Source organism: Nocardia sp. Tas62D01 (assembly GCF_055232035.1).
The window spans coordinates 6766062-6787233 of record NZ_JBUYUZ010000001.1 but is presented as its reverse complement, the minus strand read 5'-3'; the positions used below and the strand labels follow the sequence as shown (position 1 = coordinate 6787233).

At 64.9% G+C, this 21172-nt stretch carries 20 protein-coding genes and 2 pseudogenes; 15 read left to right on the top strand and 7 right to left on the bottom strand.

All coding sequences use genetic code 11. The features are described 5' to 3' along the window. The 5 genes from ACV7NQ_RS32360 to ACV7NQ_RS32340 form a co-directional block, all read right to left on the bottom strand. Positions 1–270: a hypothetical protein gene (locus tag ACV7NQ_RS32360; protein WP_463363034.1), complete on the bottom strand. Its 270-nt coding sequence runs from the start codon at positions 268–270 to the stop codon at positions 1–3. A 156-nt stretch (positions 271–426) separates the two neighbouring features. Further along, on the bottom strand, positions 427–804 hold the full coding sequence (locus ACV7NQ_RS32355) for a nuclear transport factor 2 family protein (RefSeq protein WP_463361350.1): 378 nt from the start codon (positions 802–804) through the stop codon (positions 427–429). 69 nt (positions 805–873) lie between these two features. Then, on the bottom strand, positions 874–2262 hold the full coding sequence (locus ACV7NQ_RS32350; protein WP_463361349.1) for a DHA2 family efflux MFS transporter permease subunit: 1389 nt from the start codon (positions 2260–2262) through the stop codon (positions 874–876). Between the two features lie 111 nt (positions 2263–2373). After that, complete coding sequence (locus tag ACV7NQ_RS32345; RefSeq protein WP_463363033.1) at positions 2374–3198, bottom strand: SGNH/GDSL hydrolase family protein; 825 nt, start codon at positions 3196–3198, stop codon at positions 2374–2376. Between the two features lie 2 nt (positions 3199–3200). Further along, the gene (locus tag ACV7NQ_RS32340) at positions 3201–3419 is read right to left on the bottom strand and encodes a hypothetical protein (RefSeq protein WP_463363032.1); all 219 of its coding nucleotides are present in this window, start codon (positions 3417–3419) and stop codon (positions 3201–3203) included. A gap of 67 nt (positions 3420–3486) precedes the next feature. Here ACV7NQ_RS32340 and ACV7NQ_RS32335 point away from each other — a divergent pair, with 67 nt between their 5' ends. The 3 genes from ACV7NQ_RS32335 (at position 3487) to ACV7NQ_RS32325 (ending at position 6163) form a co-directional block, all read left to right on the top strand. Continuing rightward, positions 3487–4011 carry a MarR family winged helix-turn-helix transcriptional regulator gene (locus ACV7NQ_RS32335; protein ID WP_463363031.1) on the top strand — a complete coding sequence of 175 codons (525 nt, stop codon included), beginning with the start codon at positions 3487–3489 and terminating at the stop codon, positions 4009–4011. 182 nt (positions 4012–4193) lie between these two features. Further along, positions 4194–4373, top strand: a complete 180-nt coding sequence (locus tag ACV7NQ_RS32330; protein WP_463363030.1) for a hypothetical protein — start codon at positions 4194–4196, stop codon at positions 4371–4373. Positions 4374–4726: 353 nt separating this feature from the next. Further along, on the top strand, positions 4727–6163 hold the full coding sequence (locus tag ACV7NQ_RS32325) for an FtsW/RodA/SpoVE family cell cycle protein (protein ID WP_463357703.1): 1437 nt from the start codon (positions 4727–4729) through the stop codon (positions 6161–6163). A gap of 312 nt (positions 6164–6475) precedes the next feature. On the opposite strand, the gene ACV7NQ_RS32320 is transcribed toward ACV7NQ_RS32325, so the two are convergent. Next, on the bottom strand, positions 6476–6766 hold the full coding sequence (locus ACV7NQ_RS32320) for an excalibur calcium-binding domain-containing protein (protein ID WP_463357704.1): 291 nt from the start codon (positions 6764–6766) through the stop codon (positions 6476–6478). A 301-nt stretch (positions 6767–7067) separates the two neighbouring features. Between ACV7NQ_RS32320 and ACV7NQ_RS32315 the strand changes: the two genes are divergently transcribed. From ACV7NQ_RS32315 to ACV7NQ_RS32305, 3 genes and pseudogenes are all read left to right on the top strand, one after another. Then, positions 7068–7838, top strand: a complete 771-nt coding sequence (locus ACV7NQ_RS32315) for a hypothetical protein (protein ID WP_463357705.1) — start codon at positions 7068–7070, stop codon at positions 7836–7838. Positions 7839–8058: 220 nt separating this feature from the next. Continuing rightward, positions 8059–8647: pseudogene (locus ACV7NQ_RS32310) on the top strand (cytochrome c oxidase assembly protein); the annotation flags it as partial. Then, entirely contained in the window at positions 8639–9361 is a 723-nt protein-coding gene (locus ACV7NQ_RS32305) for an aldo/keto reductase (protein ID WP_463365903.1), read from the top strand. The pseudogene ACV7NQ_RS32310 and the gene ACV7NQ_RS32305, both read left to right, overlap by 9 nt. Positions 9362–9515: 154 nt before the next feature. On the opposite strand, the pseudogene ACV7NQ_RS32300 reads toward ACV7NQ_RS32305, so the two are convergent. Beyond that, a pseudogene (locus tag ACV7NQ_RS32300) lies at positions 9516–10822 on the bottom strand (IS256 family transposase). Between the two features lie 238 nt (positions 10823–11060). Here ACV7NQ_RS32300 and ACV7NQ_RS32295 point away from each other — a divergent pair. The 9 genes from ACV7NQ_RS32295 (at position 11061) to ACV7NQ_RS32255 (ending at position 21094) form a co-directional block, all read left to right on the top strand. Continuing rightward, on the top strand, positions 11061–12260 hold the full coding sequence (locus ACV7NQ_RS32295; protein ID WP_463365902.1) for a COG4705 family protein: 1200 nt from the start codon (positions 11061–11063) through the stop codon (positions 12258–12260). A gap of 168 nt (positions 12261–12428) precedes the next feature. Next, complete coding sequence (locus ACV7NQ_RS32290; RefSeq protein ID WP_463363029.1) at positions 12429–13376, top strand: undecaprenyl-diphosphate phosphatase; 948 nt, start codon at positions 12429–12431, stop codon at positions 13374–13376. Between the two features lie 486 nt (positions 13377–13862). Then, positions 13863–14309 (top strand): asparagine synthase-related protein, encoded by a 447-nt coding sequence (locus ACV7NQ_RS32285; RefSeq protein ID WP_463363028.1) that lies wholly within the window; start codon positions 13863–13865, stop codon positions 14307–14309. Positions 14310–14463: 154 nt separating this feature from the next. Beyond that, entirely contained in the window at positions 14464–15972 is a 1509-nt protein-coding gene (gene guaB / locus ACV7NQ_RS32280) for an IMP dehydrogenase (RefSeq protein ID WP_463363027.1), read from the top strand. Between the two features lie 797 nt (positions 15973–16769). Then, positions 16770–17189, top strand: coding sequence for a hypothetical protein (locus tag ACV7NQ_RS32275; RefSeq protein ID WP_463363026.1), 420 nt, complete (start codon positions 16770–16772; stop codon positions 17187–17189). A 449-nt stretch (positions 17190–17638) separates the two neighbouring features. Beyond that, positions 17639–17998, top strand: a complete 360-nt coding sequence (locus ACV7NQ_RS32270) for an ArsR/SmtB family transcription factor (protein WP_463363025.1) — start codon at positions 17639–17641, stop codon at positions 17996–17998. A gap of 236 nt (positions 17999–18234) precedes the next feature. Continuing rightward, entirely contained in the window at positions 18235–18966 is a 732-nt protein-coding gene (locus ACV7NQ_RS32265; RefSeq protein WP_463363024.1) for a hypothetical protein, read from the top strand. A 74-nt stretch (positions 18967–19040) separates the two neighbouring features. Then, a complete protein-coding gene (locus tag ACV7NQ_RS32260; protein WP_463365901.1) occupies positions 19041–20867 on the top strand; it encodes a phosphoenolpyruvate carboxykinase (GTP) in 1827 nt (608 codons plus the stop codon). Next, positions 20864–21094 carry a hypothetical protein gene (locus ACV7NQ_RS32255; RefSeq protein ID WP_463363023.1) on the top strand — a complete coding sequence of 77 codons (231 nt, stop codon included), beginning with the start codon at positions 20864–20866 and terminating at the stop codon, positions 21092–21094. The genes ACV7NQ_RS32260 and ACV7NQ_RS32255 overlap by 4 nt, the downstream gene beginning before the upstream one ends. Positions 21095–21172 lie beyond the last annotated feature (78 nt).

The window sequence follows — 21172 nt, the reverse complement described above, 5'->3', positions numbered from 1 at the left end:
TCAGCGGTGGAGCTTTCCGCTCAGCGCGACAACATGCTGGTCCGGGGCGATCGGCAGCCGATCCACCTGAGCGGCCAGGTTGGCATCCTCGGGCAGCGTGGCAGCAGCCTGGCGCACCCGATCCGCGAATTGGTCACGCAGGGGGCGATATTCGACAGCATCGACCCCGAGCAGCTCGGCAACGAGCGCCTCGTCGAGACCATTCAGGTAGGGCAGCGCCTTATCGGGCTGCTGGAACCGCACCAGTTTCTCGGTCGGCTCGGCGTCCATGTCCACTCCACTTCGTGTCGATTGGTGAAAGTATTTGTATGGACGCGGCATTTCGGAGCGTGAAACCGGCGGCGATGAACCGAACCGGTCTGGCGAATAGTCAGCGGAAATGCCGCGTCCATGCGGGTGAAGGTGCGGGTGGAGATCGCCTTCCTGCTAGGGCCTGACGCTGGGACTCAGGTGCAGGCCTGCCAGTAGCCATCGACCGTCGCGCAGTACCGCGATGTGCGTACTCCGGAATCGGCCACCGGCCGCATTCCCCTGGTAGTCGGCCTCTTGGATGTGTCGGCCGATCGCGATCGCTGCTGTGCCGTAGTCGCGCACGCTGACCTCGTCCTGCCAGGTCAGGGATCGAGTGCGTAGGGCGCCGGTTCGGTAGCGGTCCAGCCACGCCGTCTTGTCGAGCACGAATCCGGCGGGCCCGACCAGGGCGAAATCGGCGGTGGACAGTTCGTCGAGAGCGGCAACGTCTTCGAGTTGTTCGGCCTCGGCCCAGCGCTGACAGAGTTCGCGCACCTGATCCTGGGTATTCATATCTCTCCTTCGATGGGTTGTTCGACCCGGCGGTATCCGGATCCGATGGATAGCTTCGGGGCGAGCTGGTCAGCCTGCGTTGCGATGCCCCGCCGCTCGACGGTTGATGAGTAGGCCCGCCGTAAGCGCGGCGAGGAATAGCAGCGCGGCCGCCCACGCGGCCGCGGTGGTGTAGCCGTGGACTACAGCCACGACCGGAAACTGCTGCGGGTGTCGGCTGAGGGACCGCCCAGTAGCACCCGCGGCCACGGTATTGAGGACCGCCACGCCTAACGAGCCACCGACCTGCTGGCCCGCGTTGACAGCGGCGGCGACCACCCCGGCTTGCCTAGGTGGCACGTCCGCGGTCGCAACGTTGATCGCAGGTGCGAAAACACATCCCATCCCCGCGCCGAGCAGTAACAGGGCAGGCAGCACGCCGGTGAAGTAGCGGCTGGTCGGCGTCAGCTGGGTGAGCAGCAGCATCGCGACGGCCGCAGCGAGCAGGCCGGGAACAATGAGTGCGCGTGGCGGCAGCCGGGTCGTCAGCGGTCCCGAAATGAGTTGCGCGGAGCCGAACACCGCCAGCGACAGCGGCAGGAAGGCCATCCCGGCACGCAATGGGCTGTATCCGAGCACCGATTGCAGGTAGTAGGTCAGAAACAGGGACAGCGCAAGCAATCCGGCCACCGCACTGGCCACCGTCAACCACGCCCCCGCCCGGTTCCGATCCTTGAACAGCGCCAGCGGCAGCAGTGGATCAGCGACCCTGGACTCCCACAGCCAGAACACCACCAACGCGACCGTTCCACCCACTAAAGAAACGAGCACCGACCCCGAAGTCCAGGCGGACGTCGCAGCCTGGGAGGCACCGAAGACCACTGCGGTGACACCAACGGTGATCAGAACCGCGCCGACGATGTCCAGTCTTCCCCGGTACGCCCCTCGATCGCCCGACAGCAGGTACCAGCCGCCCGCGATTACGGCGCCGACCAGAGCGATGTTGATGTAGCAGCACCAGCGCCAGCTCAGGGTCTGCGTGAGTAGCCCACCGAGCACCAGTCCGACGGCGCCACCGCCGCCCGCGATCGCACCGAAGACCGCAAATGCCTTCGCGCGCTGACGCGGATCGGTGAACGTCACGCTCACCAAGCCCAGCACCGTCGGCGCGAGCAGCGCGCCGAACACGCCTTGCGCCGCCCGCGCCGCCACCAGTACGGCGAGGTTCGGCGCGGCTCCCGCCACACCCGACGCGGCCGCGAACCCGGTCAGCCCCACCAGGAAGGCCCGCCTGCGCCCGAGCACATCGCAGACGCGGCCGCCGATCAGCAGCAACCCACCGAAGGCCAAGGTGTAGGCGGTGATCACCCACCCCCGATCGGAATCGGAAAACCCGAGGTCGGCCTGCGCGGACGGCAGGGCAACGTTCATCACCGTCGCATCGAGGGCAATCATCAACTGCGCCAACGAAACCACCACGAGCACGCTCCACCGGCGCGCACTTACCCGAGCCGACTCGTCTACATAACCAACCACGGGGCCCGAACCGACTCCCTCGAGATCCACCACGATCCTCCTCACCGAATCAGTTCAGGAAAGTTGGGCCAGTCTCGCCACGACCGCAGCCGCGACCGCCTTTTGGCCGACGATGCTCAGGTGCACGCCGTCGTCCAGATGGATTGCCGCGCCCGGTGCCGGCGTGGTGATCGAAATGGCGTCGACGGTCGGTTCCGGTAGCCCGGACACCAGGCGCGCGGTCTGCTCCATATCCGCAGCGACCCAGGCGATTTGGGCTCGCTGAAAATGCGGGAATGCGGCTGCCCGGCTTTCCTCGATCGCGATCGGAGTGAGCCAAACCCAGCGTGCCGCAGTGAGTTCGATGCCGCGGTCACGCAGTAACAGCAGATTGCGCGCCGTCTCCAGCGCGCTGACCAGTCTGGGGCCTTCGGCACCGCCCAGACGCTGGGCGTCGTTCGCGCCGAGCTGGCACAGCACCCAGTCGGGTCGGTGGAAGCTCAGGCTCGGCAGCACGCTCAGCGCTTGCGTTGTGGTGCAACCCGATACCGCCAGATTCGTCAGCTCGAGGGCGTCTTCAGGGCGTCGAATGGCCAGCAGCTGGCGCAGAATCTCGAACCAGGACAGGCGATCTGCGGTCGAACTCTCCCCCAAGGCAATGACATGCTGGCCCGATGCGAACGGGAGCCGGTCCACTTGCGCGGCCAACTCGGCATTCTCCAGCAACTCGACGGCAGCCTGTCGTGCCCGTTCGGTGAATCCAGCACGCAGATCGCGATATTCGACGGGATCGAGGCCGAAGAGCCCCGCGGTGCGTGCCTCGTCGAGCCCGTTCAGATAGGGCAGCACCTTCTCCGGCTGCTGGAATCGCACCAGCTTCTCGATCACTTCGGCATTCATATTCACTCCGTTTCGTTCCGGTCGATGACAGCGGTCGGGTGTGGGCGATGCGTCGGCAGTACGAAACCCGCGGCGATCAGCCACGCCAGTCCTGCGAATCGGGCAATTGGCAGCAGAAATGCCGCGCCGGCGGTGGTCATGACGGCGAGCACGCCGAGTGGCGGTTCGGATTGCGATTGCCGATGTCGCGTTTGCCCGGGCAAGGGTGGCGATTGCGCCATGACAGTCCATTCTCTCAACTGAATCATTCACTATGATGAACGATTGCGTGGTGTGTACGCTAGCGCAGTGACCGAAGCAAGGCAAGAGGGCGAAAACCACACGCCGCCACCGAACCCGCCACGCGCGGTGGCATTCCTGCTCGCCCAGATCGGCGCGCACGCCGCCCAACGATTCGCCGAACGCATCGCCGACCTCGGCCTCACACCCCCGGATGTGGGCCTACTCCGGCTGATCGCCACCAACCCCGGCCTCAGCCAACGCGCACTGGCCACCCAACTCGGCGTAGTCCCCAGCCGCGTCGTCACCCTCATCGATAGCCTCGACAGCAAAGGCCTGGTCGAACGCCGACGCAGCCCCACCGACCGCCGCAACCACGAACTCCACCTCACCCCCGCCGCCCAGCAACAACTGGCTCAGATGTGGCAACTGGCCAAAACCCACGAGACCGACCTGCTCGCAAGCCTCGACAGCAACGAATACCAACAACTCGCCACCCTGCTCGAACGCATCGCCGAGCAACAGCACCTAACCCCCGGCGTGCACCCCGGATATCAACGAATACCCCCCCAGCGGGACGCCGAAATGACCTGACGAGCTATCCAGAACAAGTCTCCGCACCCGCCGACCGTCGCGACAGGAAGAAACCGGCAACGGATTGAGGTCCGGCCGCACCGATGTTATCGAGTGAGGTTCGACCCCAGGGCGCTCAGCGGTGGTCGTCCACGTCAGCGACAGCCGCGAACTCGCCGCTAGACAGCTGCACCGAGCTGCGGATGCCCGTGGCCGGGACGTTCGCGGTCGCGGGTCCAGCGCCGACTGCCATCGATCCGTCGATCGGGGACCGAAGATCCCACGCAGCCACCGTCGGACTCATCCTCGGCATCGTCGGCACCGTATTGATGATCGCCGAGGCATTGTTGTTCACCCTGATGCTCATCGGTGGCCGCGCCTGACAAGACGAGCACCTGCGCCGAAGTCGGTTTCTATGCTGCTCTACACGCGCCATCCGGGGCGTTGTGGTAGGCGAAACGACCGCCACTACGGGTCCGCCGCCATCGCGGCCGTTGACCGTGCTCCGGCATCACTGCCTTGGTATTTGAGATCGGCACGCGTGACCGATCCGGTCTCCAGCCACCATCAGTCGGTGCCATCGAGGGCGTCGTGGGAGTCGCGATTGGTGCCGTTGCGTAGGCGCGGGATGGATGCCATTCCCGTGGTGAGTTAACCCAGCATTTCAGTGGTCCTCGCGCGGATACTTGGTGATGTGATTGCTGCTCCTGATCGGACCGGACTCCCTGCTGGCGGCGTGAGCGGTAGTCCTGGGCGTGCACGGCGGGCGGAGTTGCTGCTGTTGGTGCTCGCGTTGGTGATCACGGCAGTGGCGTGGTGTCTGATGGCGATCGGCACGGGTTCGGGCATCGAAGGGTACGTGCCGCGAGACTTGGCGTTATTCGCGGTTGTGACGGTGGCGGCGCACCTGGTGGTACGCCGATGGGCCGATGGCGCGGATCCGTTGATCCTGCCGTGCGTGGCACTGCTCAATGGGCTGGGGTTGGTGCTGATCGATCGGCTCGATCACGCCGAGGCGGCACGCGCGGTCGCAGACGGCGAGCCGGTCCCGACGCCGGACGTTGCTCATCAGTTGATCTGGACGATCGTGAGTGTCGCGCTGTTCGCGGCCGTTCTGGTGTCGATCCGGGACCATCGCGTGCTGTCGCGCTACGGCTACACCTTCGGCCTGGCCGGGGTGGTGCTGCTCATGATCCCGGCGGTACTGCCGAGCAGTATCAGCGAGGTCAACGGTGGCAAGAGCTGGATTCGGTTGCACGGCTTCTCGGTTCAGCCCGGTGAGTTCGCGAAGGTGGCGTTGCTGATCTTCGTCGCCGCGTTCCTGGTGGCCAACCGTGAACTGTTCGCCGCCGCGGGCACCCGCGTGTGGGGCATGACGATCCCGAAGGCACGCCACCTGGCGCCGCTGCTGGTCGTGACCGGTATCGCGGTGCTCGTGCTGGTGGTGGAGAAGAACCTCGGGTTCTCGCTGCTGGTGTTCGGCACCGTGCTGGCCATGATCTATATCGCGACGAACCGGGTTTCCTGGCTGCTCATCGGGATAGTCATGTTCACGATCGGATGCGCGATCGCCTATCACCTGTTCGCACATGTCCGGGTGCGCGTGCAAGTCTGGCAGGACCCGTTCGCCAGCTACTTCGGCAATGGCTATCAGATCTCGCAAGCATTGTTCGGGATGGCCACCGGCGGGCTGGGCGGCGACGGCCTGGGGACCGGTCGCCCGCAGGACGTACCGTTCGCCAAGACCGATTTCATGATCTCCACCATCGGCGAGGAACTCGGCCTCATCGGGCTGACCGCCGTCATCATGGTATTCCTGATACTCACCATGCGCGGCTTCAAAGCGGCACTGACCGTTCGTGATTTGTTCGGAACACTGCTCGCGGGCGGCCTGGCGTTCGCGATCGGCTGGCAGCTGTTCGTGGTCGTGGGCGGAGTCACCAAACTGATCCCGCTGACCGGCATCACCACACCGTTCATGTCCTACGGTGGCTCCTCACTGCTGGCCAACTACATCAGCATCGCCCTACTGGTCCGGATCTCGCACCGGGCGCGCAGCGAACTCGCGAACACCGCGCCACCGGCGGTTGCCCCCATCGCCGAGGCCACCACGGCACTCATCGGCCGCAACCCGCAACAGCTGCGGTATTCACGTGGATACGATCGATGGTGACCAGTACGCGACGACATCGTCGTGGCACGAAGACCGGGCACCTGCGGAGGGCCACGATCGGTGGCGCGAATCTCGTTGTCGACCAGTTGATTTCGCAGGAGTACGTGGCGTTGACGAACTGGATCGGCACGGCCGACACTGCCGCAGTTGTCGGTGCTGCTGTCTCGAGTCCGAGCCCCGGCCAGCCCGCCTGTGGCGTCTGCAGGGACCGCGCTGTGGTCGCTGTTCGGGCGATGCAGGTCAGCGATTGTGCGGCTATGAGCGCGGTCGCCACACGGCAAGGCGACAATTGGCGGGAGCAGCCCGCGAGAGTTAGACGGTTGGGCAAGCCATCCCGCTGTTGTCCGGATCCAGGGCCGGGGAGTAGCCGGGTTCCCCGCGGAACAGCGGCGCGCGGCCTGCCGCACGAGCGGCGTCGCAGTTGGCGAACGCGCCGCCCACCGAACCGGTTTGGTTCAGACCCGCGGATCCGACCGCGGCCGAACCCGAGTCGATCCCAGAAGAACCGGTCCCGGAGGAACCCGACGGCATCGGCAGTGGGTCGGACAGCGCGATGGGTGTGGCAAGCAGAGTCAATCCTACGAGGGCAGCGCTGACGGTCAACGGCGAACGTTCATGTGTTCCTCTATGTTTGCTGCGGTGAATGCGTCGTCAGGTCTCTCGACGCGGCACCCACTGTTGTGGTGACCGGCCGCGTTGTCAACCGCACGATTCGGGCACATGATGCGGGCACGGCAAGCGCGGGCGCGGCAGCCGGAATAGTGATTCATGCTGGCGCGCAAGGTATCCGGCCAGTCCGGCATCGTACTGCGAGAGTTCATCGTGGATATCGTGCGGGTAATTCGGCTCTCGGCGATGATGTCGGCATGTGATGGCGAGACCGAGCGGTCAGTGGAGGTAATCGGTGGACAAGATGGATCGATCCGGCTCGGCAGAGCCGGGCGGGTTGACGGCGCGTCAGGCGCTGCGGCAGTTGCAGGAACAGCTGCGCAAAACCGAGCGGCTGCTCGATATCGCCGAGGAGCAGCAACCCTCACCAGCGTTGACCCGGATCGTGCAGTCACGATGGCCGGTCGCCGCGGCGGTCGTCGTCGCGGTCGCGCTACAGGTGTGCCTGCCGAACAGTTTCACGCCGGGGCATCGCTTGGTGCCCGGCCTCGAGCTCGTCCTGCTCGCCGGCCTGGTGGTCGCCGATCCGCGTAACCGCGCTCGTCCGACACGGTGGTTGCGGCGGATGATGGTCCTGCTCACCGCGATGATCACCGTGACCAACGGGTGGTCGGCGATCCGGCTGGTCACCCAGATCGTTCAAGGCCAGCAGGACGACGCGTTCGTTCTGCTGATCTCCGGCGCCGCGATCTGGGCGACCAATGTGATCGTGTTCGGGCTGTGGTATTGGCAGCTCGACCGTGGGGGGCCGCTCGGGTCCCGGGGTGCGATCTGTCATCGCGATTTCGTGTTCCCGCAGCAGCAGGACCCCGATCCCGCATTGGTGGGCTGGATGCCCAGCTTCCCCGACTACCTCTATCTTGCCTATACCAACGCGACCGCGTTCAGTCCCACCGACGTCATGCCGTATACGATCCGCGCCAAGATGATCATGATGCTGCAGTCGGCGGTGTCGCTGATAACGATCGCACTGGTGATCGCCCGCGCGATCGGCCTGTTCAAATAGGCCCCCGCCGAGGGAATGGCGACAGATCGACTGAGAGAGTGGTCAATTCGGGCGCCGCGGCGGCCACAACCGGTGCGGATGAGAGTTGTCGCAGCAGCTTGACACCCACCACCAACCACCAACTGAGCGGCACCGCATACGCGGTGGTTCAGCGCTGCCGTGGAGATGGATCAGAGCGTGCTGACTGCTGCCCCTGATCGGATGCGAGGATATTCGGGCTGTGGCGTACGAGCAGATTCCGTTGACAGCGTTCGGTGTTCTCGACTCCTGGCAGTGGGATTGGTCGACAACCGTCGTCGTCATCGGGTTAGGGTTTCGCTATTGGCGCAGTAATGCCGCTGCGGTGGGTGCTGGTGGGGGTGTGGGTGGGCCGCGTGTGTGGTGTTTCCTGGGGTTGGGGCTCGGCGTATGGGTGTTGGCGACGATGAGTTTCGTCGGGGTGTACGCGGACACGCTGTTCTGGGTGCGGGCCCTGCAGGTATTGATGTTGCTGCTGGTCGTGCCGTTCGGGTTGGCGCTGGGCAAACGGGTGACAGTATTGCGTGACGGCGGCGGAATTTCGCGGCGGCGATGGGTCGACGCCGCGCTCGCGAGTCGCGCGGCCCGCTGCGACCGATCCCCCGGTGACATCGATCGCCATGCTGAGCACACCGTGGCTGCTGTATCTGACGCCGTGGTACCGCTTTATCCTTGACAATGAAGCGGCCGACATGCTGACACGGCTGATTCTGGTCACGGTGGGATTCGGCTACTTCTACTCCAGACTGCAGACCGATCCGGTGCCGCGCCGATATTCACAGGTGATCTCGCTGATCGTCACCATCGCCGAGACAATCGGCGATGGGCTGCTCGGGGTGGTGATCTGGATCTACTACTGCCACCAGTGGGATCCCGACACCCCGATCGAGGAAACCATGGCGACCTTGGATGGTTTCGTACGCTCCGGCAAAGTCCGGTATCTCGGGTGTTCCAACTTCACTGCGGCCCAAATCGTGGAGGCCCAGTTGGCCGCCGAACGGGTCGGCGGCACCGGCTTCGTATGCCTGCAACCACAGTACTCTCTGGTCGCCCGGACGATCGAAGCGGAGATTCTACCCACCTGCCGTCGTCACGGCCTGGGCGCGATGACGTGGAGCCCACTGGGATCCGGTGTGCTCACCGGTCGATACCGCACGGTCGCACCCGACTCCGACAGCAGGATCGGTCGCCTGTTGGCTTCTCCGGCGCCGCAGGCTAGTACGTGGGGGCGTGACCTGCTCACCGAACGGAATCTGTGCATCGCAGAGGAAGTCGTCTCCGTCGCAACCGAACTCGACAGCACTCCGACAGCGGTCGCTGTGGCTTGGGTGCGGACCCGGGCCGAGGTCAGCTCGGTCATCGTTGGACCGCGCACTCTGGACCAGCTCCACCAAAACCTGGCCGGAATGGAATTGGAACTGCCACAGAAGGTGCTCCATCGCCTCGACGATGTCTCTCGTCCCACCAACCGCCCGGTCAACGGCATGGTCACCGCCACCGCTTGAACCGCACGTTCCGCGGGGTCAACGTCGGAAATCCGGCCCGCGATCCAGCCCTCGAGACCGCGATGCAGCACTTCGCCTGCTGGAAGCGCTGAGCGAACCCCCACAGAACTGGGCCACAGCTTGCCGTCCGAGTTCGGAACGGGCAGCGGTAGTTTCAGGCGACTTCGGCGTCGGTTGATTCATCTCCTTCTGGGGGTGTGATGTCGGTGGGGCGTTCGAGCAGCTTTCCCTTGTGGAAGACCGCGCCATTACGGACGAGCGCGACGAGATGTGGTGCGTTGACCGCCCGCCAGCGACTTTGGGCGGCTTCGATGAGTTTGTAGGCCATCGCCAGACCGGCGGCCCGCGACCCCGGTCCTTTGGTGACCTTGGTCCGCAAACGTACTGTGGCGAAGGTACTTTCGATCGGATTGGTCGTCCGCAGATGTACCCAGTGCTCAGCCGGATACTTGTAGAATTCCAGCAGCACATCGATGTCGTCGGCGATCTTGGCGACGGCTTTCGGGTATTTTGCACCGTAGTCGATCTCGAACGCCTTGATCGCCAGCTGTGCTTTGTCGATGTCCCCGGCCAGGTAGATGCCCTTCATCGCCGCCAACGCGCCTGGATGCGCCGATTTCGGTAGCGCGGCAAGAACATTCGATTGCTTTATGGAACCAGCAACGCTGCTCGCGGGTCGCCGGGAACACCTCCCGCAGCGCCTTCCAGAAACCGAGCGCGCTGTCGCCCACCGCGAGCACCGGTGCCCGCATCCCGCCGCGGCGGCGGCAATCCCGCAGCAGATCCGCCCACGACTCCATGGATTCCCGGTAGCCGTCGGTCAACGCGACCAGCTCCTTGCGGCCGTCGCCGCGGACCCCGATCATCACCAGCAAGCAGAGTTTCTGCTGTTCCAGACGCACTTTCAGGTGGATGCCGTCGACCCACAGGTACACGTAGTCCACACCCGACAGGTCCCGAGCCGCGAACGCCTTGGCCTCGTCCTGCCACTGGCCGGTCAACCGTGTGATCGAGGCCGACAGCGCGGCCCCAGTACCGAGGAACTGCTCCAACGGAGGCCCGAAATCGCCGGACGACAGACCATGCAGATACAGCAACGGCAGCATCTCCGTCAGGTGCGGCGACTTGCGCGCCCACGCAGGCAGAATTGCAGAGGAAAACCGCTGCCGCTCACCGGTGTCGGGGTCGACGCGCTGGTCGTTGACTCGTGGTGCCTGCACGGTCACCGCGCCCGCCGCAGTGAGAACCTCCCGCTCGGCGTGGTAGCCGTTGCGGACCACCAAGCGGTGACCATTCTCGTCGACCTGGTCAGCGAACTGCGCGATATGAGCGGCGACCTCGGCCCGCAACGCGGCGGCGAGCATCTGGCGGGCGCCGTCGCGGACGATCTCATCGAGCAACGACAGGCTCGAGCTGGCACTGTCGTTGGTTGATTGCGTGTTTCTGAACTACCGTGAGCACGGACGTACCTTCCCGACCGGCGTTGGCGCGCCGGCATGATCAATGACTTCGGACTACGCAGATCATCCGGGAAGGTGCGCCCTTCCCGTCATCCACAGACCTTGATCATTGCTCTACCGCACGCATGGCCGAGGTTTTCCTGCCGGCCAACGGTTTCTCAGCGCTGTCACAGCGACCGATCACTACGGTGCACGCCGTGACGAAGATAATGAATTCCAGGGTCGGCGCGACCGGACGCATGCTCAGCAAGGTGCCCGAAGTCACTGCGTGGTTCTGGATCATCAAGATCCTGTGCACCACCGTCGGGGAGAGCTTCGCCGACTGGATCAACATGTCGCTGGGCGTGGGTCTGAACCTGACGGCATTGCTGTTCACCGTGGTGCTCGCCGCGGTGCTGGGCTGGCAGTTGCGCCTGGACCGCTATGTGCCGTTCGTGTACTGGCTGACCGTCGTCGTGCTCAGTGTGACGGGCACTCTGTACACCGACATCCTCACCGACAACCTCTCTGTTCCCCTTGCGGTGAGCACCAGCGTCTTCGCCGCGGTCTTGGCGGTCGTGTTCAGCGTCTGGTTCGTGCGGGAGCGGACACTGTCGATCCACAGCATCGTCACCACACCGCGCGAGTTGTTCTATTGGCTCGCCGTTCTGGTCACCTTCGCGCTCGGCACCGCGGCAGGCGACTGGACGCTGGCATTCACCGGGTGGGGCCCGGGCGTCTCGGTGCTGCTGCCGGCCGGTCTGATCGCGGCGATCATGCTCGGGTGGCGGCTGGGCGCCAACGCCGTGCTGTCGTTCTGGCTCGCCTACATCCTGACCCGGCCGCTGGGAGCGAACCTCGGCGACTGGTTCGCCTCCCCTACCGCCGACCGCGGCCTAGGCGTGGGTACCGCCCTCACCAGCGTCATCTTCCTCGCCGCGATCCTCGCCACCGTCATCTACCTCACCCGCAGCCGCCGCGACGTCATCGACCAGCAACCGGCAGCAACCGTCGCCGCCAACCCAGCCCGCGAGCAGATCATGCTCGGGTACTACGCGGTCCTCACGGCGCTGGCCGGGGTGCTGCTGGTGTGGGCGTCGGCTCAACCGCACAGCACCGCGTCCGCGAGCGACGAAGAAGCCGCGCCCGCCTCCGCGACGATGGCGCCCGGGCAGAGGACTGCACAGTTCCCGCCGAGCGAGATCGCCAAGTTCCGCACCATCACCCAGGACACCCTGACCAAGGTGCAAGCCGGAGCACAGAACGAGGCGAAGGCCCGGATCAAAGACCTCGAAACAGCCTGGGACCAGGACCAAGACACCTTGCAGCCCATGGACAAAGCCGCATGGGGTGTCCTCGACGGCCAGATCGACAACGCGCTCAAAGCGCTGCGCGCTAGCAAACCCGACCCGGCGACCGAAACCCGAACCCTCACAACCTTGCTCACCTCTCTCGGCTGAGCTGACCCACAGCGACACCCCCACGCTGCGGCGGGCCGGAGCCGACACGCTCACTCATCGACCTGCGAGGACCGCGCAGCACCCGGCCGCCGCCACGTCCACGTGTGGCCCACCCACGGGGCACGCGCTGATCACCCAGCCCGACAGGGACCTACCACAGGAAAGCGCATGACCATCACCTATCTGGAATCCATCGTCGTCGGGGCACTGCAAGGGGTAACCGAGCTGTTCCCGGTCTCCAGTCTCGGGCACAGCATCCTGATGCCGGCCTGGATCGGCGGGCAGTGGGCCAACGACCTCGACATGTCCGCCAAAAACTCGCCCTATCTGGCGCTGCTGGTGGCCATGCACGTGGCCACCGCGCTGGCGCTGGTCATCTTCTTCCGGCACGACTGGGTGCGCATCCTCACCGGACTGTGGGACGCGGTGCGCATCCGCGAAATCCGCACCCCCGAAGCCAGATTGGGCGTACTGCTGATCATCGCCACCGTGCCCGTCGGCCTCGCCGGTCTGGTCATGGAGAAGGCGGTCCGCAACTACCTCGGCACACCCATCCCGACCTCGATCTTCCTGGCGCTCAACGGATTCGTGCTGCTGTCGGCCGAACTGCTGCGCAACCGCGACAAGAGCGAGCAGGCGCTGACCCCGACCGGGCGGCCCGCCGACCTGTCCATGCAGGACACGGTCGTGCTGCCTGTCACCGACCCGGACCGGGCCTCGGACGTGCGGCTGTCTCGGCTCAGCGTGAAGGAGGCGCTGCTCATCGGATCCGCCCAGATCGCAGCACTTTTCCCGGGCATCAGCCGCTCCGGCAGCACGATCGTGGCGGGCCTGTTCAAGGGCCTGCGTCACGAGGACGCCGCCCGCTTCGCCTTCCTGCTGGCCACCCCGGTCATCCTCGCGGCCGGTGTACTGAAGACCCCGGAACTGTTCAAGCCCGAAAACCACGACATCCTCGGCCCCGCCCTGGCCGGCTCCGCGGTCGCAGGCGTGCTCTCCTACATCTCGGTCAAATTCCTCACCTCGTACTTCGAGACCAAAACCTTGACCCCGTTCGCGATCTACTGCCTGGTGGCAGGCATCGGCAGCACAGCATTCTTCACCCTGCGAGGCTGAACCGGTCAACGACTCCCACCCCAGGCTCCGCTCTCCCCCGGGCCGCCACCGTTGCGGGCGCGAGAACTGCGTGCCGAGGACGAGTCGCAGGAGAAGCCGAGGAGCGAGTGGCCCGCCGCGCCGCAGCCGCGACCTGTCCCGCGGTGAACACGGCCCCGCCGAATCCCGCTCTGGTAGTAGATGATTCGCACCGCAACCGATCCGAGCGAGTTGGTTCGGATGGACCTGCGCGTCAACGTTGTTCGGTGCCACCGCGGGTGGTCGGCCGCGGTCGGTTGTTTCTCGTAGAGTTGGTAGCAGAGTGCAATTGACAGGCGAAGGGGCCGGACGTGTCCGCGACACCTTATCCGTCGACTACCCGCCTCCCGCCAAGCCCCCGGCCTGTCCAGCGACGTACTGCGCCACCGCCCCACCGCTGACGCCGCGGTGCTGGAGATCCTGCACAGTGAACCGGGAACAGCCATCGAGCGCGCACACCGTCTACTGGTGGGCACCCAAGTGGCCAGAATCGTCCAGTTCGAGGACTTCCTCGCCATGCGCATGACCATCGAGGCGCGCTTCCCATTCCTGGATCACCCGATCGTCGAATGGTGCTTCGCCGCACCATTCGAGCGCCACATCCACCCGCAGTCCCGGCAAGGCAAGATGCTGCTGCGTGCGAGCATGGACAGGATCATTCCGGACACCGTGCTGTCGCGGCCGAAAGCTGTCTTCCCTTACCCGGCGAAGGGCGCGTTGCACCGCAGTCTGGTGACGCTCGCCCGGCGTCACGAACAACTTCTTCGCGCCGACCCGCTCGTCGCCACCCTCTTCACCATGCCGCCCGATGACCTCGCGACGTGGCCAGTGGACTTGCTCTGGCTCGTCTTGGCGATGTGGCGATGGAATGAGCGACTCAATTCCGTGGCGCATCGACAGTTCCGGTCGGCATGAACCCTGGACTCGTCGTGAGATTTCACCGGCACGCAGGTATCTCCCTCCGCTCCAGCGACTTTCGGATTCACCCTCGGCCAGCTAGGCCAGGGGCCGTTGTTACACTCCCACCACCGTTCCGCCCTAATTCCGTGCTGAGGAGCTGGTCACCCGCATGAATACCCGCGTCGAGGTAGCACTGTCCGATCTGCCGATCGGCCTGACATTCGATGATGTGCTGCTCGTGCCAGCCGATTCGGATGTGATCCCGAGTGGGGTCAACACCACGACCCGGGTTTCACGCAATGTGGTGCTGAGTGTGCCGATCGTGTCCGCGGCGATGGACACCGTCACCGAAGCACGCATGGCGATAGCCATGGCCCGCCACGGTGGTCTCGGTGTCCTGCACCGCAACCTGCCCGTCGAGGCACAGGCCGGACAGGTCGAGATCGTGAAACGCTCTGAGGCGGGAATGGTCATCGACCCTGTCACATGCACACCGGATGCAACCCTGCAGCACGTCGATGACCTGTGCGCGAGGTTCCGGATTTCCGGTGTGCCCGTGGTCGACGACAACGGACTCCTCGTCGGAATCATCACCAACCGCGATATGCGGTTCGAACGCGACATGTCCAGGCCCGTCGCTGAAGTTATGACCAAGACGCCCCTGATCACCGCTCCCGTTGGAGTAACTCCGGACGACGCGTTGGCCATGATGCGCGCCAACAAGGTCGAGAAACTGCCGATCGTCGACGAAGCGGGAAAGCTGGCCGGGCTGCGCACGGTCAAGGACTTCGTGAAAAGTGATAACTACCCGCTCGCGGTGCGTGATGACCAGGGCCGTCTGCTGGTCGGTGCCGCGATCGGTGTGGGCGAGGATGGCTACAACCGGGCCATGGCATTGGCTGACGCATCCATCGACGTGATCATGGTCGACACTGCACACGGGCATCACCGCGACGTCCTCGATATGGTCACCCGGCTCAAAAAAGAATTCGGCGACAAGGTTGACGTCGTCGGCGGCAACGTCGCCACACGCGCGGGAGCCCAAGCACTGGTCGACGCGGGCGCCGACGGCGTCAAAGTAGGTGTTGGACCAGGCTCGATCTGCACCACACGCGTGGTGGCCGGTGTCGGAGTTCCACAGATCACCGCCATCGCCGAGGCATACGCCGCATGCGGCCCAGCAGGAATCCCCGTCATCGCCGACGGCGGCATCCAATACTCCGGCGACATCGCGAAAGCAATTGCCGCAGGAGCAAGTACGGTCATGCTAGGAAGCCTGCTCGCAGGCACAGCCGAATCGACCGGCGACATCGTGCTGGTCGGCAACAAGCAGTACAAGGTCTACCGCGGAATGGGCTCTCTGGCGGCAATGCGCGGACGCGGCGAGGAAGGCAAGTCCTACTCGAAAGACCGCTACTTCCAGGACGACGTACTCGCAGAGGAACGACTCGTCCCCCAAGGCATCGAGGGACGCACCCCATTCCGCGGGCCCCTGCCGGATGTTTTGCACCAGCTGGTCGGCGGCCTGCGCGCCGGTATGGGATTCGCCGGCACACGCACAATCCCGGAACTGCACCAGGCCCAGCTGATGCGAATCACTGCAGCGGGCATGCGCGAAAGCCACCCGCATGACGTCTCCATCACCGCAGATGCCCCCAACTATTCATCGCGGCCGTAACCCTTTTCGAATCATGTGGTTGAGACGAGCTCGACCAAGCACCCGCTTCGAGGTCGGGCTGATAGCCGGTGCTGATTTTCCACGCCGCGACCGCGCCGGTGACCGCGTGCCTTCCGGTAGAACTGGGCGCGAGCGGCGGTGGTGTACGTCGGAAAATACGGGCCGCCGCCTCGCCGGTGCGCCAGCTGCAAGACGCGATTGCCGCGAGATGCTAATTCACGGCGGCGCTACTGCGGAACGCCTGCGCCGCAAGGGCTTACCGCGCCCGGATCAGGGCAGCGCAGCCGACAGCGATCCGCACCGAGATCATCGGTGTGATGGCGAAGTGCACGCGGTTGCAGCTCGTTGGCGCGATCCCGGACGGCTGGATCCTGTCGGGGATTAAGTGTCAGGTCTGCGGCACGGTGCTGTGGCCCGGCGTCGGCCATCGTGCCGATATCCGGTTCTGCTCCCCCGCCTTTGCGCCGATCCAAGGCATACCGGCGGCGGAAGTATGACGCGCAGCCTTAGCACAACGACCGAATTGCTACAGCTGAGCAGTCATCGTCTGACCGGCCATGTGTGGCAGTGGTGCGCGGACACCTACCGCGGCCACCCGGCCTACCGAGGTGGGGACGTGGCCTCCAATACGTACTTCCTGCGCGTGGCTGCGTCCATGGTTACGGACGGCACTTGTCCACCGATTCCGACGGCACTAGGTGCTGGGTTCAAGATCGAGTATCCGTGAATTTGGACGGCACTCAGCCGTGGGGAGTGGGTGATGGACTCGCTTCGGGGTGTCGGACCATGATTCACACGTGTCTTCCGTGTACGAACAACTGCTGATCGAAATCGATTCGCTGGCTTACCCTGACCGATTGCGATTGCTCGCGCACGAGGCACGGCTGTTGGCTGATTCGGGGGACATGGGTGCGGTCCTCGACGATCTCTACCGCGGCGAGCTGTTTCGACGGGAAACGGCGGTATTCATGGCGGTCGTCGCCGAGCATCGGCCGGTTATCGTGGCGGCCCTGAAGGATCCGGATGTCGTCGTCCGTGAGACGGCGATACGAAGTTGGCTGCGTTCCGGGTGGGCGACCCCGGACGCGATCGCGACGCTGCTCACGAAGGACTCGATCCACGAGGACGACATCATCGCGACCATCCCGAAGCTGCTCGAGGTGGCGCATCGAGCTGGGCGACGAAGGCGCACCGAGTGGGATCACCCAAGCCCGTAAACGGTTGGGCCGCAACATGATGGCCGAGGTATTCTCGGGTGTCGCGCAGCCGGTGGCGACCATGTCCACCCGCGGCGCGCGGGCAACCAGCACGCCCTACCGTCGCGCACCCAATCGTCGTTAGGGCGAAGCCGGGTAGGCGAGTTTAGGCGCCGCACCAGGTGCCCAGCACCACGAACACCGGTGCGGTACAGCGCGCACGTGGTGCTGTACAAGGCATCCGTCGACGCAGCATCCACCACCAAGCCGATGGTGCCGCCGATGCGAATTGGGGCACGACGGCTGTAACACCGCTGCACTCTCGATCTGCTGGTGGCCACATCGAGCCTGGACCTCGCCTACGCTGGCAACGGCATCCGACGATGGCGGATCACCCCGATCGGTCTACGAGTTGCTAAGATTAGAAATCAATCTCGGGAGCCGTGGATATGCGGGGAGTGGAGGACGTCATGGCGGATTCGCGTCAGCCGCTCTATCGGATGAAGGCCGATTTCTTCAAGACGCTCGGTCATCCCGCGCGGATCCGGGTGCTGGAGCTGCTCAGTGAACGCGATTACGCGGTGTCGGAGATGTTGCCCGAGGTCGGTATCGAGCCGGCCAATCTGTCGCAGCAGTTGTCGATCCTGCGTCGCACTGGGTTGGTGACCGCGCGCCGTGAAGGGTTGTCGGTGTCTTATGCCTTGACATCGCCGCGTGTCGCGGAGCTGTTGACGGTGGCGCGGGCCATTCTCACCGGGGTTGTCGCCGGGCAAGCCGAATTGCTCGAAGAGCTGTCTGAACCCGCGCTGATCACCGAATCCACCGGCTGACCCCGCCCCCCGAGGCGAAGCCAGCAACGCCTACCCTCTGATTGCAGGATTTCTAAAGTGCGTACCTTACACAGATTGGATCTGCACCGACGGTGACCACCGATTCCGCTGCCGAAGACGACGCAACCATGTCTGGCGGACCACGCTCGACCGGGATCGACGTCGGCGTGATAGCGGTGTCGCAACCACCCGGTCGCGGTCGGGGCGATCGGGTGGCCCGCACATGCTGGGCGGCGATGGAGGATTACACCGCGTTGATCGGTGAGCGCACCGCGATGCGCGCGTTGGCGCTGCCGCTGACCTATAGCGAGGTACCAGCAGTCGCCGCGCGGGTGATGAGTCTCCCGAAGAGGGTGGCGGCGGTGTTCGTCATCGGGTTGCGGTCTGCGGATTCGATGGCGGTGCAAGCGGAGGCGACCGCGGCTGCAGGGCCGTTGGTCGTGACCGAGCTCGATGTCGTCAGTGCTGCACTCGCTGCCGCGGCGGTGGCGAGGTTGCGTGCACGCGGGGTGCCACCGGGGCGGGGTCGGGTGATGGTGACCGGTGCTGATAGCGCGCCGCGCCTCGAGCCGGTGCTGCGTGGTGCTGGTGCGGGGACGGTCACCAACTTCTATCAGCGTGACGCCTCGGCGCTTCCGCTGCGCCGGTTGATGGCGTATCACGATGTCCTGATCGATCTCACGGGCACGGTGTCGCCGTTGGCGGCGCCGGGGCGCATCCTGTCGGTCCCGACTGACCTGTTCGACCTGGCCACCCTGGCGCTGCCAGGTCTGCTCAGCGCCCTGTGTGGTCACGACTGTTCGGTGTTGACCGTCGATGCGCTGGCCGCGGCGGCCCGCGCGATAGCCCTGATCACCCCCGCCGATCGGACGCTGCCCGATCCGGCGCATCGGCTGCTGGTTTCCGCTGTCGCCCGGCATGTGAGCAGAACCCTGGCCGCGCGGGCCGCGCAGCATCCACACCCATAACCGCCTGCACCCTTATCCCGCCGAACCACCACGGCAAAGGAGAACCACTCGTGACCGCCTCGACCATCTCCGGCATGACCCCCGCCCCTTACCGTCATCCCGGGATCAGCGACTGGGTCGAGGGCGTCGCCGACATGACCACACCCGACCGGGTGGTGTGGTGTGACGGATCCGACGACGAATGGCGCACGCTGACAACGCATCTGGTGGGCAAGGGCACCTTCGTCCGGTTGTCGGGCAAGCTCAACTCGTTTTGGTGCGCATCCGATCCCGAGGACGTCGCCCGCGTCGAGGACCGCACCTTCATCTGTTCGCAGGTCGAGGCCGATGCTGGGCCGACGAACAATTGGATGGATCCGGTCGACATGAAGATCGTCATGACCGAGGAGTATCGCGGTGCCATGGCCGGGCGAACGATGTATGTGATCGCGTTCTGCATGGGCCCGTTGGATGCGGCGGAGCCGAAATATGGTGTGCAGATCACTGATTCGGAATATGTGGCGGTGTCCATGCAGATCATGACCCGCTCTGGGAAGCCGGTGTGGGACCAACTCGATTCAGGCACCGAGTTCGTCCGCTGCCTGCACTCGGTCGGCGCTCCACTACGCCCGGGACAGCTCGATCTGACGTGGCCGTGCGCCCACACCAAATACATCTCCCACTTCCCTGAGGAGCGCATGATCTGGAGCTACGGCTCCGGTTATGGCGGCAACGCGTTGCTGGGTAAGAAGTGCTATTCGCTGCGCATCGCCTCCACCATGGCCCGCGATGAAGGCTGGCTGGCCGAGCACATGCTCATCCTCAAACTCACCTCACCCGAGCAGCAGGTGCATTACATCGCCGCGGCGTTCCCCTCCTCGTGTGGGAAGACGAACCTGGCCATGCTCGAACCCACCCTCGAGGGGTGGACCGCGGAAACCATCGGCGACGACATCGCCTGGATGCGTTTCGGTGACGACGGCCGTCTCTATGCTGTCAATCCCGAGGCCGGGTTCTTCGGCGTCGCACCCGGCACCAGCGCCGACACCAATCCCAACGCCATGGCGACCATCGCCGCCGGTAACTCGATCTTCACCAACACCGCTCTCACCGACGACGGCGACATTTGGTGGGAGGGTATGACCGATACCTCGCCCGCCCATCTCACCGATTGGCGGCGCCAGGACTGGACACCGACCTCGGGAACCCCTGCCGCGCACCCTAATTCGCGCTACTGCACCCCGATCGCGCAGTGCCCCACCGTCGCTCCCGAATGGAATGACCCCCGTGGGGTGCCGATTTCGGCGATCTTCTTCGGTGGCCGCCGCGCCACCACCATCCCGCTGGTCACCGAATCGTTCAGCTGGCAGCACGGGGTGTTCCTCGCCTCCACCCTGTCCTCTGAGACCACCGCCGCCGCGACCGGCCGAGTCGGTGTCGTGCGCCGTGACCCGATGGCGATGCTGCCGTTTCTGGGCTACCACGTCGGGGACTACTTCCAGCATTGGCTCGATATCGGTACCCACGGCAATCCCGACAAGCTGCCGAAGATCTTCTACGTCAACTGGTTCCGGCGTGACGAGGACGGAAAGTTCCTGTGGCCCGGCTTCGGGGAGAATTCCCGCGTCCTGAAATGGGCGCTGCAACGCATCACCGGCACCGCTGATGCACATCCGACCCCCATCGGCTTCGTGCCCACCCCTGAGGCTCTCGATCTGCACGGTTTGGACCTCGACGACGCGAACCTGCGTGCGGCACTGGCGGTCGACCGCGCCGAATGGGTCACTGAAACCTGGTCGATCGGGGACTGGTACGCCACCATCGGCGCCAACAAACTCCCCTTCCCCTTGCGCGAGGAACTCGCCGCCCTCAAACGTCGCCTCACCACAGCAACATCCACCGAGACAGGAAGCGACCGATGACCACCATCACCCAACTCGGAAACACCATCTCCCACCTCGAGCTCACCGAGCTCGCCCACACCACGGTCTCCGCGCACGCCGTCGTGCAGGCCATCGACCCCAGCACCCTCGCGATCGTCGTGTTCTGCGGCCACAACACCCAGATCATCGAAGACGCCATCCGAAGCCAGCACTATGACACCAAGGAAATCACCACGACCAGCGACATCATCACCGTCACCATCTGACGGCGATCGCCAACAGCGCCCCCGCACCGTCGTCGGGCAACCACCAACCTCCGCAGCGGGCGCTGTAGTCGCTTCAAA